A 13117-nucleotide genomic window follows, 5' to 3' on the forward strand; every position below is an offset into this window, starting at 1 on the left:
CTGCAGGGGCCAGACTCTTCACAGCGGCCGTTCCTTCACGCGACGTTGCTCGACACCTCGAAGCGTGAAGAACGGCCGTCCTGCTGTCTCAGAAACAAGGCAAGATCAGCAGGTCAGGTGACCCGGCGAGGTTAAACAAAAAGCTAAGCAGCCGGCTCATCCGGATGACCCGCGGAACCTCTGCCGGGGGTGGCTACTGCGTGGGCGGCCTGGTGTCGTCGTACGACGACGTACCGGCGTCCAGCAGGGGCTCCTGGGTCTTCAGATGGGCCGGGGCGAAGGCCCGAAGGACGTGGTAGCCGGTGATCACGACGATGGTGCCGAGGGCGATTCCGCTCAGCTCGAAGTTGTCGGTGATCTTCAGGCTGACCCCGCCGACGCCGATGATGATGCCCGCGGCGGCCGGAACCAGATTCAGCGGGTTGCGGAGGTCGACGTTGCCGCTCATCCAGATCTGGGCGCCCAGCAGGCCGATCATTCCGTACAGGATGACGGTGATGCCGCCGAGTACCCCGCCCGGGATCGCGGCGACGACCGCGCCGAACTTGGGACAGAGGCCGAAGAGCAGGGCGAAGCAGGCGGCGGCCCAGTACGCGGCGGTGGAGTAGACACGGGTCGCGGCCATGACGCCGATGTTCTCGGAGTACGTGGTGTTGGGCGGGCCGCCCACGGCGGTGGAGAGCATGGAGGCTGCGCCGTCCGCCGCGATGGCGGTGCCGAGCTTGTCGTCGAGCGAGTCACCGGTCATCTCGCCGACGGCCTTGACGTGCCCCGCGTTCTCCGCGATCAGCGCGATCACGACCGGCAGCGCGACCAGGATCGCGGACCACTCGAAGCTCGGGGCATGGAAGGACGGCAGTCCGATCCAGTCGGCCTTGGAGACACCCGACAGGTTGAGCCGCCAGTGGTCGATCGCCTCGGAGCCGCCCGCCGGTGAATGGATCTTGCCGAAGACCCGGTCGAGGACCCAGGAGAGCGCATAGCCGAAGACCAGGCCGAGGAAGATCGCGATACGCGAGAAGAATCCGCGCAGGCACACGACGGCCATTCCGGTGAACAGCATCACCATCAGTGCGGTCCACTGGTCCTGCGGCCAGTAGGTCGACGCGGTGACCGGCGCCAGGTTGAAGCCGATGAGCATGACGACGGCGCCGGTGACCACGGGCGGCATCGCCGCATGGATGATCCGCGCGCCGAACCGCTGCACCGCGAGACCCGCGAGGAAGAGCGCCACGCCGACGACGAAGACCGCCCCGGTGACGACGGCGCTGTCCCCGCCACTGGCCCGGATGGTCGCGGCCACGCCGACGAAGGAGAGCGAGCAGCCCAGATAGCTGGGCACCCGGCCGCGGGTGGCCAGCAGGAAGATGGCCGTCGCGACACCCGACATCATGATCGCGAGGTTCGGATCCAGGCCCATGAGCACGGGAGCGACGAATGACGCGCCGAACATGGCCACTACGTGCTGGGCGCCGAGCCCGAACGTACGGGGCCAGGAGAGCCGCTCGTCGGGACGGACCACGGCCCCCGGTGCGGGGGTCTTTCCGTCGCCGTGCAAGGTCCAGCGCACGCCGAGGCCGCCCATGGTCGCTCCCTGTGTGTCCGTGTGTGGGTCCGTGCGGTGCCCGGTGCAGTTCGTCCGGCCCGGCGCGGTCCGCGGAAAAGATCAGCGCCATGGTAATGCCGGAGCGCCCATTGACTCGTGTCGGGGTTCCCTTACGTCGACTCCTAGGTCGGGTCCCATCCATGAATCGTGCGCGAAGCATTGTCGGTCCGAACAGGCGGCTCTACGCTCACACGGTCTTTCTCGTGAACATCATTCACATGTCTGATTTTGTGAGGGGGGTGCTCGATGAGTGGAGGGCCCCGTCGGCGTCTCGGCGCCCTGCTCACCGCCGCGGCCGCTCTGACCGCCGTTCTGGTCCCGGCCGCCTCTTCGGCGGCCGCCACCGCGCACGGACACCGCCCGCCGCCGCGCGCGCCGAGGACGGTGGTCATCGACGGACACCGCATCCAGCAGGCGAAGCTCCGGCTCGACCGCGGCGACCCCGCCCTGCGTACGGCGGTCAAGGCGCTGACGGCGAAGGCCGACAGCTGGCTCGGTCAGGGCCCCTGGACGGTCGTCGACAAGCCCAAGCCCGCCCGACGCCGGTGACCCGCAGGCCAAGGCGGCTGTCCCGCAGCTGGAGACACCGCCCGACGGCGACCTCCGGGCGCTGCGGCCGGCCGCGGAACAGCTCGACTCGATCGCCGGCTGAACGCGCGAGGTGGACAGGCCCCCGGTCCTGTAGACCTGGTCCCGCCTGGTCGAACGGTTCAGGCGCGGGGTTCGGCCGCCGCCGTGCCGGGCACGTCGACCCCCTTCGCCGCGACCCGGCGGTCGCCCGCCCGCAACACGCCGGCGCCCAGCACCAGTCCGAATGCCAGCACCGTCACCAGGCCGAACGAGACGATCAGCGAGGTCGCCTCGGCCAGCGAACCGATGGCCGACGGGGCGATGAGCCCCGAGGTGTACGTGATGGTGGCAACGCCCGCGATCGCCTGACTCGGGTTCGGTCCACTGCGCCCGGCCGCCGCGAAGGCGAGCGGGACGACGACGGCGACACCGAGGCCGAGCAGCCCGAAGCCGCACATCGCGAGCGCCGAGTTCGGTGACGTGACCACGAGCAGCCCGCCGGCCGTCGCCAGCACGCCGCCGACCCGCACGGTCCTGACCGCGCCGAACCGGTCGACGACCTTGTCCCCGGCGATCCGGGCCACCGCCATCGTGAGCGCGAACGCCGTCGTCGACGCGGCCGCGAGTCCCGCGGAACTGTCCATGATGTCCCGGAGGTAGACCGCCGACCAGTCGAGGCTGGCCCCCTCGGCGAACACCGCGCAGAAGCCCACCGCGCCGATGACCAGCGCCGACCTGGGCGGCAGCGTGAACCGCGGCGGCGGCTCCTCGTCCGGCTCGCTGCGCAGATCCAGCACGCCCTGACAGGCGATCAGGCCGAGCGCGGTGAGCGCGAGGGCGGCGATGCTGTGGTGCAGCCGGGCGTCGGCGCCCAGATGCGCGGCCACTGTGCCCGCCGCCGAACCGATCAGGGCGCCCACGCTCCACATCCCGTGCAGCCCGGACATGATCGACCTGTCGAGACGGTTCTCCACCTCGACACCGAGGGCGTTCATCGCCACGTCCGACATGCCGGCCGATGCCCCGTACACGAAGAGCGCCGCGCACAGCGTCAGCAGGTTCGGCGCCAGTGCGGGCAGGACCAGCGCCAGCGTCCACAGTGCCAGCAGCCCGCGCAGCGCCGTCCTGGCGCCGAAGCGATGACTGATCGCACCGGCCATCGGCATGGCGAGCGAGGCGCCGACCGCCGGGAACGCCAGGGCGAGACCGAGCTGACCCGCGCTGACCCCGGCGTGGTCCTGGATCCAGGGCACGCGGGTGGCGAAGCTGCCGGTCACGGCGCCGTGCACGGTGAAGACCGCGGCGACGGCGAACCTGGCCCGCCGCACCTGCTCCGTCCCGAAGACCGTCTCTGTGGAATCCGTCGTCATGCTGCCGTTCCCTCCCCTGGGAATTCTCTGCCACCGGTGGCCCCGGCGCCCCTCTCCACGGTGCGGCCAGTAAACTATCAGGAACCCTGCCTGATAAATAGGCCATGACGTTCGTTCCCGTGCGGCAGTGATCTGGAAGGATCTCGGCATGCCCGCATCACCGAGCACCGCCCGGGCCATCAACGACCGGCTCGCCCTGCGACTGCTCCAGCAGGACGGCCCGCTGACGGCCACCCAGCTCAAGACCCTGACCGGACTCTCCCGCCCCACTGTCGCCGATCTGGTGGAGCGGCTGCAGGGCGCCGGGCTGGTCAGGGTCGTCGGCGAGAGCGGCGCCGCACGCCGCGGCCCCAATGCCCGGCTGTACGGAATCGTCGCCGACCGGGCCCACCTCGCCGCTCTCGACGTACGGACCGACAGCGTCGCCGTCGTCGTCGCCGATCTCCTCGGCGTCACGCTCGCCGAGGCCACCCTGCCGATCGGCAGCGACACCGGAACCCATGCCGCCGCCGAGCAGGCCGCGGCGCTGCTGGAACGCACCGCGCGCGAGGCGGGCGCCGCACCGCTGCACAGCGTCGGCATCGGGGCCCCCGGCCTGATCGACCCGGTCACCGGCGAGCTCCGCGACACCACCGGCCTGCCCGCCTGGCACCGCCGCCTGGTCCGGGTGCTGCAGCAGCGGCTGCCGGCGACCGTGCTCGTCGAGAACGAGACCAACCTCGCCGCCGTCGCCGAGCACCGCGCCGGAGCGGCCCGCGACCGTGACACCTTCGTCCTGCTCTGGCTCGGCCACGGCATCGGCGCCGCCGTCATGCTGGACGGCAAGCTGCGCCGCGGGGCCTCCGGCGGCGCGGGCGAGATCGGCTTCCTGCCCGTGCCGGGCGCGACGGGGGTGCCCTCCGCGGCCAACTGCGACGGAGGGTTCCACTCCCTGGTCGGCTCCGCGCCGGTCTGTGAACTGGCGCGGGGGCACGGCATCGATGCATATACGCGGCCGGGCTCCGGGGAACAGGAACCCGCCGCCGCGTCCGCCGTACGGGCAGCTCTGGCGGGGGAGGGGGAGAGCGAGGCGTTCCTCGGCGCGCTCGCGGACCGTCTCGCGGTGGGTGCTGCCGCCGTCGCCTCGGTCATCGACCCGGGCTGTGTGGTCCTCGCGGGCGAGGTCGGCCATGCGGGCGGCGACGCGCTGGCGTCCCGGGTCGAGGAACGGCTGGCCGCGATGTCCCCGCTGCGCACAGAGGTCAGGGCAGGCGCGCTCGGCGGCTCCGCGGTACTGCGCGGCGCGCTGCTCGCCGCCCGCGAGGCAGCTCAGGACGAGCTGTTCACCGCGGGCGGCTGACGCGGGCCACGAGGCCGTACGCGACGGGGCTTCCCTCCGGGCGGCCGGGGCGCTCGGCACGCGTGCCCCGAGGTCTCCTCAGCCCGGGCGGCCGGAGCGACCCGCGCACATGTCGCGACGTGGGCTCACTCGGATCGCTCCGGGCGGCCGAAACGCTGTGCCAGAAAGTCCTCGAACGTCGCCTTCCCCACGGCCCGTTCGGGTGTCGGATGCTCGCCCCGCCGGTATCCGGCGTACGCCTTGCCCGCCAGCCGTACGGGGAGGATCCGCCGCTTCCTCCCGGTCGCCCGGAGACAGGCCCGGGCCGACTCCGTCAGCTCCCGCACCTCCGGCCCTCCAAGCTCCGGCACCCGACCTGCCGGACCGGCCACCGCCAACTCGGCGGGCCGGTCCGCGACTTCGCCGGTGTCGATGGACTGCATCCGCACCCCGGCGGGCAGCGGCATCACAGGCAGCCGGGCGGCTCCGTCGGGGATGCGCAGCACCAGGTCGTGGAACTGGGTGGTCCGCAGGATCGTCCAGCCGAGCCCCGAATCCTCGATCATCCGCTCCACGCGCCGTTCGACCGTGTAGTAGCCGAGCGGCAGCCGGTCCACACCGACGATCGAGATATAGGCCAGACGGGGGACACCGGCGCGCTTCGCCGCCTCGATGAGGTGTCCGGCCGCCGTGTCGTCGCCGCCGCGCGGCGTGGAGGCGCAGTGCACGATCGTGTCCACGCCGGCGACCGCCGCGTCGAGCGCCGTACCGTCGCGCAGATCGACGGCGTACGGCTGTGAGTGGCGGCTCGGCACGCGGACGTCGTTCCCCTCGGCGCGCAGCCGGTCCGCCGGCTGTCGTCCGAGTGTTCCGGTTCCGCCGGTCACCGGAATCGTCGTCATGGTCCCAGCCTGTCAGAGACCGGGGAATGGGTGGAGCCCGGCGGTGATCGGGGGCGAACCGATCACCGCCGGGCGGTCATGGGAGCCGGGTCAGCAGGCGCCGAGGTCCTGGCAGACACCCCAGTCGCCGGTGGTGCCGGGCGTCTCGCCCTTCGTCCACCACTTGGCCTTCCACCGGTGCGAGCCGTAGCCGACGGTCGCGCCCGCGCCGTACTCCGCGGTCGCACTCCAGGCGGCCGCCGAGCAGCTGCCACCGGTCGGATCCGGGCCCGGGCTCGTCGACGGGGCGGGGCTGGTCGACGGGTGGGCGACGGGCTGGTCCCCGTGCCCGGCTCGACCACCGTGGTGCCGCGCGCCAGATCGGCGGCCAGGGCGTACGACTTCCCGCCGAAGGTCACCGTCCAGTTCGACGGCGTGGAGGTCGGCAGGTAGTAGACGAAGTTCACCTGTACCGAGACGCCGGGCGCCAGCGTCTGCCAGGCGGGCAGCTTCAGCGAGACGCGGTTGCAGTCGCCCTTCAGTGGAATCCCGGGAGGAACCCCGGGGCTTCGACCCCGGGAGGAACCGCGTCCTTGGTGGGTGGCGCGGAGCGCCGCAGCGTCGCGCTTTCAGGCACGGAGCGCCCGCACAGCCGCCTGGCGGAGCCGGACAGGCGAACGCGTGGGCGATAGATCGCCGGTTCGGGCAGAAGATGTACGAACCTGGGCGGTTTGTGCGACTGGCGCATTAAGGTCCGTGGTTGTGAAGCTGGTTGTGCGGGTCAAGCTGCTGCCGACGCCCGTGCAGGCGTCGGTGCTTGAGGCGACCCTGACCGCCTGCAACGAAGGTGCGACCTGGGCCGCACAGGTCGCCTTCGACAAGCGCGTCCGCAAGAACCTGCCCCTGCGCGCGCTGACCTACCGGGAGATCAAGTCCAGGTGGGGGCTCGGGGCACAGGCCGCCCAGCACGCGATCAAGAAGACCTGCGACGCATACACCACCCTGGCCGCGAACCTCCGTAACGGCCGTTACGGCAAGCCCGGCTCGAAGCGTCACACCCGGGCTTCGGGCAAGCCGTTAGCCTTCCGGCCCCAGGCGGCCCAGCCGTACGACGACCGGATGCTGTCCTGGCAGCACGAGCGGCGCACCGTTTCGATCTGGACCACCGGCGGGCGCATGAAGAACGTGGCCTTCACCGGACAGGCAGAACAGTTGGAGGTCCTGGCCCGGCACCGGCAGGGTGAGTCCGACTTGCTGTGCCAGGACGGGAAGTGGTATCTGATCGCGACCTGCGAGATTCCCGAGGCCGAACCGAACGCGCACCCGGCCGCCTTTATCGGCGTGGATCTCGGGATCGTGAACATCGCCGCCACGAGCGACGGCGCCAAGTACTCCGGGCGCCGGATCAACCGCAAACGGGCCAAGGACCGGGCTCTGCGCTCCAAGCTGCAGAAGAAGGGCACGAAGTCCGCGAAACGGCGTGCGAAGAAGTACGTGGGCCGCGAGGCCCGCCGTAACAAGGACATCAACCACAAGACCAGTAAGCAGATCGTGGCGGAGGCTGCACGCACCGGTCGCGGGATCGCCCTGGAAGAACTCACAGGGATCCGCGAGCGGGCCCGGCTAAGGAAGCCCCAACGCACCACGCTCCACTCCTGGCCATTCCACCAGCTTGGCGCCCTCATCGGCTACAAGGCGAAGAAGGCCGGGGTGGCGGTGGTGTATGTCGATCCGGCGTACACCAGCCAGGAATGCTCGCACTGTCATCACGTCGAACGCGGCAACCGGCCCTCCCAGGCTGTGTTCGCCTGCCGGTCCTGCGGCTTCGTTGAGCACGCGGACCACAACTCGTCCCACAACATCGCCCACAGAGGGTGGTACGTGTGGGTCTGCGGGGTCGAGTCAACGGCCCCTGCTCTTACGCTGATCGCGTGAGAGCTGGACGCAGCCGGACTCATCGAAGCCATCGATGACCCGAGCAGCAAGCCCGGGACCTCAGTCCCGTGCCGTTGACATGGGTGACTTTGTCCCAGGGGATGCCGGACGCGAGATAGGCGGGCTTGCCGTCCTTCCCGGTCCGCCAGTTGGTGAAGTATCCGATGACCCGCCGCTGGTGGTCGGCGCCCATCTTCTCGCGCCCGTCGCTGTCGTAGACAGAGCAGTAGGGGACCGGGACGCCAGGGGTTTCGTAGAGCCCGTCGGGGCGACAGGACTCCTGGTCGGCGGCGGCCGACGGGGTGGCGGCGAGCGAGCCCATGAGCAGTCCGGCGACGGCTACGTCGGCTGCGAGCAGGGTGGCTCTCGCACGAGTGGGGGACAGCACGTGTCGTTCCTCCTGGGGAGGTCGGCAGAACACAACTGGCAAGGGGGTGGGTCGTGTTGGGCCACGGGCGTGCGCACACCGCGGGGCCGTTCCTCGGAGGTGACGCAGAGATTAAGAGGACTAGACCATTGAGTCAATAGGTCTGGACCATTACTCATGGGATGTCCGGATACGACCCCGCCCGGAGGGCCCCCCGGGACCGTCTGTGAGCGACTCCACAGGCACTCACCCGCATGGCCCATGAGCAGGCGTGGCACACTGATCGTGTACCAGCAGCAGCGCACTCCGGGGTCGGTGCAATTCCGAACCGGCGGTTATAGTCCGCGACCCGTCCGCATCCAGCGGCCGGTTGACCAGGTGGGATTCCTGGACCGACGGTTAAAGTCCGGATGGGAGGCAGTGCGCGGCGGGCCGTCACAGGTACGCCGCCGTCGGCGGACGCGTTTCCGGGATCCCCGGAACACCTGCGTCCGTGTCTTCGGTTTCGGCGTCCCCTGTTGCGTTCCGCTTCATCTGTCGTCATCGACAGGCCCCGGAGTCCGTGCCCGAAGAGGCAGGAGGACCCGGTGGACACCGCAGCCGACACCACCGCCATGCGCCGAGCGATCGCGCTCGCCGCCCGCGGACTCGGCTCCACCAGCCCCAATCCGGTCGTCGGATGCGTGATCCTCGACGCCGAAGGACAGCCGGCCGGTGAAGGCTTCCACCAGCGCGCCGGCGGGCCGCACGCCGAGATCCACGCCCTGCGCGAAGCAGGCGAGAAGGCCCGTGGCGGCACCGCCTACGTCACCCTCGAACCGTGTAACCACACCGGTCGCACCGGCCCCTGCGCCCAGGCGCTGATCGAGGCCGGTGTCAGCCGTGTCGTGTACGCGGTCGCCGACCCGAATTCGCAGGCCACCGGGGGTGCGGACACCCTCCGTGCCGCCGGGGTCACCGTGGAGCAGGGACTCCTTGGTGAACTCGCCGAGGCGGGCAACACCGCCTGGCTGACCTCGGTGCGGCTCGGGCGACCGTACGTGCTGTGGAAGTACGCGGCGACCCTCGACGGCCGGATCGCGGCCGCCGACGCCACCAGCCGCTGGATCACCTCCGCGGAGTCCCGCGCCGACGTCCACCGGCTGCGCGCCGAGGCCGACGCCGTCGTGGTCGGCTCCGGCACCGCCCGCACGGACGACCCCCAGCTCGGTGTACGTGGCATCGAAGGTGCCGTGCAGCCGCTCCGGGTCGTCGTCGACACCGACGCCACCGCGGTACGGCCCGGCGCCCGCGTCCTCGACACCACGGCGCCCACCCTGATCGCGGTCGCCGACGACGCCGACACCGGCCGTCTTCCCGAGGGAACCGTCCTGCGGCTGCCGCGCGCCGCCACCGGCCGCGGCCTGGACATCCCCGCCCTGCTCGCCGCCCTGCACGGGCGCGGCGTCCGCTCCGTACTCCTCGAAGGCGGCCCGACCCTGGCCGGGGCCTTCGTCGCGGCGGGAACGGTCGACAAGGTCGTCGGCTACCTCGCCCCCGTGCTCCTCGGCGCGGGCCCCGCAGCCCTCGCCGACGCCGGAATCTCCACCATCGCCCAGGCGTTGCGTCTCGATGTGACCGAGACCGTACGCATCGGCCCCGATCTGCGCATCACCGCCGTCCCCGGCCCTGCCCGGAAGGGAAACTGAGTGTTCACCGGAATTGTCGAAGAACTGGGTGAGGTCACCGCCGTCGAGAAGCTCGACGACGCCTCCCGATTCCGCCTGCGCGGTCCCGTCGTCACCGAAGGCGCGAAGCACGGCGACTCCATCGCCGTCAACGGCGTCTGCCTCACCGTCGTCGACCTCGGCAACGGTGAATTCACCGCCGATGTGATGGCGGAGACCCTGAACCGGTCCAGCCTCGGCGCTCTGGAGACCGGCTCCCGGGTCAACCTGGAGCGCCCCATGGCGCTCGGCGGCAGGCTCGGCGGACACATCGTCCAGGGACACGTCGACGGCACGGGCCGGATCGTGGAGCGCAAGCTCTCCGAGAACTGGGAGATCGTGAAGATCTCCCTCCCGGCGGAGCTGACCCGCTACGTGGTGGAGAAGGGATCGATCACCGTTGACGGCGTGAGCCTGACCGTCGTCGACGCCGGACCCGACTACTTCACCATCAGCCTCATCCCCACCACCCTCGCCCTGACCACGCTCGGCATCAAGGAGCCCGGCGACCCGGTCAACCTCGAGGTGGACGTCATCGCGAAGTACGTCGAGCGGCTGCTCGGCGACCGGGACCGGGAGGACACGAAGTGAGCGCGGTCGACTGGCTCAACTCGGAGGCCTTCGCCCTGTTCGGTCAGCACATCAAGTGGTCCGACATGATCGGCAACACGGTTGGTCTGGTCGCCCTCGCGCTCGGCTGGCGGCGTTCCATATGGACCTGGCCCGCCCAGCTGCTCTCCGGTGTGATCCTCCTGGCCGCCTTCGCCTCCGCGCACCTTTCGGGCAGCGCCGGCAAGCAGCTGGTGGTCATCGTCGTGGCCGGGTGGGGCTGGTGGTCGTGGAACCGCGGCAGGCAGCAGGCCCAGGACGGCTCCATCGCCGTACGGTTCGCCACCTGGCGCGAGCGGGCCTATCTGGTCGGCGGCGCGTCCCTCGGCACGCTCGCCGTCGGCGGCCTGTTCACCGCGTTCCCGACACTGTCGTGGGACCCGTGGCCCGACGCGTACATCTTCGTCGGCACGGTCGTCGCGATGTACGCCCAGGCGCGCGGCATGGTCGAGTTCTGGTTCGCCTGGCTCCTGGTCGACCTGGTCGGCGTGCCACTGAACTTCGCCAACGGCTTCGCCTTCTCCGGTTTCGTCTACGTCATTTACGGCGCCCTCGTCCTGTGGGGCATGCGCGACTGGTGGCTGCGTACGCGGACACCCGCTCTGGAAGGAGCCACGGCATGACTGCCCAGCCCACCTGGTTGCACCGGGAAGACCCCAGCATGGCCGAGGACCTGTCCCTCGACCCCGTCGAGCAGGCGATCCGCGACATCGCCGCCGGCCGCCCCGTCGTCGTCGTCGACGACGAGGACCGGGAGAACGAGGGCGACCTCGTCATCGCCGCAGAGAAGGCCACCCCCGAGATCGTCGCCTTCATGATGAGCGAGTGCCGCGGCCTGATCTGCGCACCCATGGAGAACGACGAGCTGGAACGGCTCGACCTGCCGCAGATGGTCGCCCACAACACCGAGTCGATGCGCACGGCGTTCACCGTCTCGGTCGACGCCTCCGCGGCGCACGGTGTCACCACCGGCATCTCCGCCGCCGACCGGGCCACCACGCTCCGGATGCTGGCGGGCGGCCGGGCCGGCCCCGGCGACTTCGTGCGCCCCGGCCACATCTTCCCGCTCCGGGCAAGGACCGGCGGTGTCCTGGTCCGCAACGGCCACACCGAGGCCGCCGTCGACCTGGCCCGGCTCGCAGGGCTCCGCCCCGCCGGAGCGATCGTCGAGATCGCGGGCGAGGACGGAGTCATGCTGCGGCTGCCGGAGCTGGTCCCGTTCGCCCGCAAACACGGCCTCACGATCATCTCGATCGAGGACCTGATCGCGTACCGCCGCTCCGCCGAGCCGACCGTCCGCCGCGAGGCCGAGGTCCGGCTGCCGACGTCGTTCGGCGAGTTCACCGCGTACGGATACCGCTCCACCGTCGACGGCGTCGAGCACGTGGCGCTCGTCCACGGCGACCTCGGTGACGGCGACGACATCCTCGTCCGGGTCCACTCCGAGTGCCTGACCGGCGACATCTTCCAGTCCCAGCGCTGCGACTGCGGCCCCCAGCTGCACGCCTCCATGCAGCGCATCACCGAAGAGGGCCGCGGCGTCGTCGTCTATCTGCGCGGCCACGAGGGCCGGGGGATCGGCCTGCTCTCCAAGCTGCGCGCGTACGAACTCCAGGAGCGCGGCGTCGACACCCTCGACGCCAACCTGGAGCTCGGGCTGCCCGCCGACGCCCGGGACTACGCGGCAGGCGCCCAGATCCTCAAGGACCTCGGCGTCCACGGCGTCCGGCTGATGACGAACAACCCCGACAAGACCGCCGCGCTCCTGCGGCACGGCCTCGCGATCACCGGACGCGAGCCGATGCCCGTCCAGGCCGGCGAGCACAACCTGCGGTACCTGCGCACCAAGCGGGACCGCATGGGACACGACCTGCCCTGGCTCGACACCGCCTCGGTGTCGACCTGCGGCAACCAGTAACGAGCACGGAAACGAGCGGTAGGAGAGACATGAGCGGCAAGGGCGCACCCGAACTGTCCGTACGCAACTGCGGTGACCTGCGAGTGGCGGTGATCGCCGCCCAGTGGCACGAGAAGGTCATGGGCGGCCTCGTCGACGGCGCGCTGCGCGCCCTGCACGAGCTCGGCATCGACGAGCCGACTCTGCTCCGGGTCCCCGGCAGCTTCGAACTCCCGGTCGTGGCCAAGGTCCTCGCCGGCCGCGGCTACGACGCGATCGTCGCCCTCGGCGTGATCATCCGCGGCGGCACCCCCCACTTCGAGTACGTGTCCCACGGCGTCACCAACGGGCTCACCCAGGTCGCCGTCGACACGGGTGTCCCGGTCGGCTTCGGCGTACTGACCTGTGACACCGAGGAGCAGGCGCTCGACCGGGCCGGACTCGAAGGCTCCAACGAGGACAAGGGGCACGAAGCGGTCACTGCGGCCGTCGCCACCGCGGCCACGCTTCGGACCGTCAGCGAGCCCTGGCGCTGAACGGGGGTCCGGGACCCCGTACGCTAAGGACCATCATGGCGAACAAAACCTTCGAAGAGCTCTTCGCCGAGCTGCAGCTCAAGGCCGCCAACGGCGACCCGTCCACCTCCCGCACCGCCGAGCTGGTGGACAAGGGCGTCCATGCCATCGGCAAGAAGGTTGTCGAGGAGGCCGCCGAAGTCTGGATGGCCGCCGAGCACGAGAGCAAGGACGCCGCCGCCGAGGAGATCTCCCAGCTGCTGTACCACGTCCAGGTGATGATGGTCGCCCGCGGAATCTCTCTCGACGACGTCTACGCCCACCTCTGAGCACACTTCCGCAC

At 70.7% G+C, this 13117-nt stretch carries 12 protein-coding genes, 2 pseudogenes and 1 riboswitch; of the genes and pseudogenes, 9 read left to right on the forward strand and 5 right to left on the reverse strand.

From position 1 onward, the window contains the following. Positions 1 to 193: 193 nt before the first annotated feature. A complete protein-coding gene (locus OG972_RS33780; protein WP_266988038.1) occupies positions 194 to 1585 on the reverse strand; it encodes a uracil-xanthine permease family protein in 1392 nt (463 codons plus the stop codon). Between the two features lie 267 nt (positions 1586 to 1852). Between OG972_RS33780 and OG972_RS33785 the strand changes: the two genes are divergently transcribed. Further along, positions 1853 to 2155 (forward strand): hypothetical protein, encoded by a 303-nt coding sequence (locus tag OG972_RS33785; protein ID WP_266988040.1) that lies wholly within the window; start codon positions 1853 to 1855, stop codon positions 2153 to 2155. A gap of 161 nt (positions 2156 to 2316) precedes the next feature. On the opposite strand, the gene OG972_RS33790 is transcribed toward OG972_RS33785, so the two are convergent. Further along, positions 2317 to 3546 (reverse strand): MFS transporter, encoded by a 1230-nt coding sequence (locus OG972_RS33790; protein WP_266988042.1) that lies wholly within the window; start codon positions 3544 to 3546, stop codon positions 2317 to 2319. Positions 3547 to 3694: 148 nt separating this feature from the next. Here OG972_RS33790 and OG972_RS33795 point away from each other — a divergent pair, with 148 nt between their 5' ends. Then, positions 3695 to 4885 (forward strand): ROK family transcriptional regulator, encoded by a 1191-nt coding sequence (locus OG972_RS33795; RefSeq protein ID WP_266988044.1) that lies wholly within the window; start codon positions 3695 to 3697, stop codon positions 4883 to 4885. Positions 4886 to 5010: 125 nt separating this feature from the next. Here OG972_RS33795 and OG972_RS33800 read toward each other — a convergent pair whose 3' ends face one another. After that, entirely contained in the window at positions 5011 to 5766 is a 756-nt protein-coding gene (locus OG972_RS33800; protein WP_266988046.1) for an SDR family oxidoreductase, read from the reverse strand. A 90-nt stretch (positions 5767 to 5856) separates the two neighbouring features. After that, positions 5857 to 6287: pseudogene (locus OG972_RS33805) on the reverse strand (chitinase C-terminal domain-containing protein); the annotation flags it as partial. Between the two features lie 220 nt (positions 6288 to 6507). Here OG972_RS33805 and OG972_RS33810 point away from each other — a divergent pair. Next, positions 6508 to 7680, forward strand: a complete 1173-nt coding sequence (locus OG972_RS33810) for a transposase (RefSeq protein ID WP_266988048.1) — start codon at positions 6508 to 6510, stop codon at positions 7678 to 7680. A 73-nt stretch (positions 7681 to 7753) separates the two neighbouring features. Here the strand turns inward: OG972_RS33810 and OG972_RS33815 are convergent. Then, positions 7754 to 8068 (reverse strand): annotated as a pseudogene (locus tag OG972_RS33815) (chitinase); the annotation flags it as partial. A gap of 276 nt (positions 8069 to 8344) precedes the next feature. Then, positions 8345 to 8475: riboswitch (FMN riboswitch) on the forward strand. Between the two features lie 159 nt (positions 8476 to 8634). Here OG972_RS33815 and ribD point away from each other — a divergent pair. The 6 genes from ribD to OG972_RS33845 are packed head-to-tail and all read left to right on the forward strand — an operon-like array spanning position 8635 to position 13103. Continuing rightward, entirely contained in the window at positions 8635 to 9735 is a 1101-nt protein-coding gene (ribD, locus tag OG972_RS33820) for a bifunctional diaminohydroxyphosphoribosylaminopyrimidine deaminase/5-amino-6-(5-phosphoribosylamino)uracil reductase RibD (protein ID WP_266988050.1), read from the forward strand. Next, complete coding sequence (locus OG972_RS33825) at positions 9736 to 10344, forward strand: riboflavin synthase (protein WP_266988052.1); 609 nt, start codon at positions 9736 to 9738, stop codon at positions 10342 to 10344. It begins immediately after the preceding gene. Next, entirely contained in the window at positions 10341 to 10985 is a 645-nt protein-coding gene (locus tag OG972_RS33830) for a nicotinamide mononucleotide transporter family protein (protein WP_266988054.1), read from the forward strand. The genes OG972_RS33825 and OG972_RS33830 overlap by 4 nt, the downstream gene beginning before the upstream one ends. Next, positions 10982 to 12280 (forward strand): bifunctional 3,4-dihydroxy-2-butanone-4-phosphate synthase/GTP cyclohydrolase II, encoded by a 1299-nt coding sequence (locus OG972_RS33835; RefSeq protein ID WP_266988056.1) that lies wholly within the window; start codon positions 10982 to 10984, stop codon positions 12278 to 12280. The genes OG972_RS33830 and OG972_RS33835 overlap by 4 nt, the downstream gene beginning before the upstream one ends. 29 nt (positions 12281 to 12309) lie before the next feature. After that, on the forward strand, positions 12310 to 12795 hold the full coding sequence (ribH, locus tag OG972_RS33840) for a 6,7-dimethyl-8-ribityllumazine synthase (protein WP_266988058.1): 486 nt from the start codon (positions 12310 to 12312) through the stop codon (positions 12793 to 12795). A gap of 35 nt (positions 12796 to 12830) precedes the next feature. Next, positions 12831 to 13103, forward strand: a complete 273-nt coding sequence (locus OG972_RS33845) for a phosphoribosyl-ATP diphosphatase (RefSeq protein WP_018524273.1) — start codon at positions 12831 to 12833, stop codon at positions 13101 to 13103. Positions 13104 to 13117 lie beyond the last annotated feature (14 nt).

Source organism: Streptomyces sp. NBC_01669 (assembly GCF_026339735.1).
In the GTDB taxonomy this organism is placed as follows: Bacteria; Actinomycetota; Actinomycetes; order Streptomycetales; family Streptomycetaceae; genus Streptomyces; species Streptomyces yanii.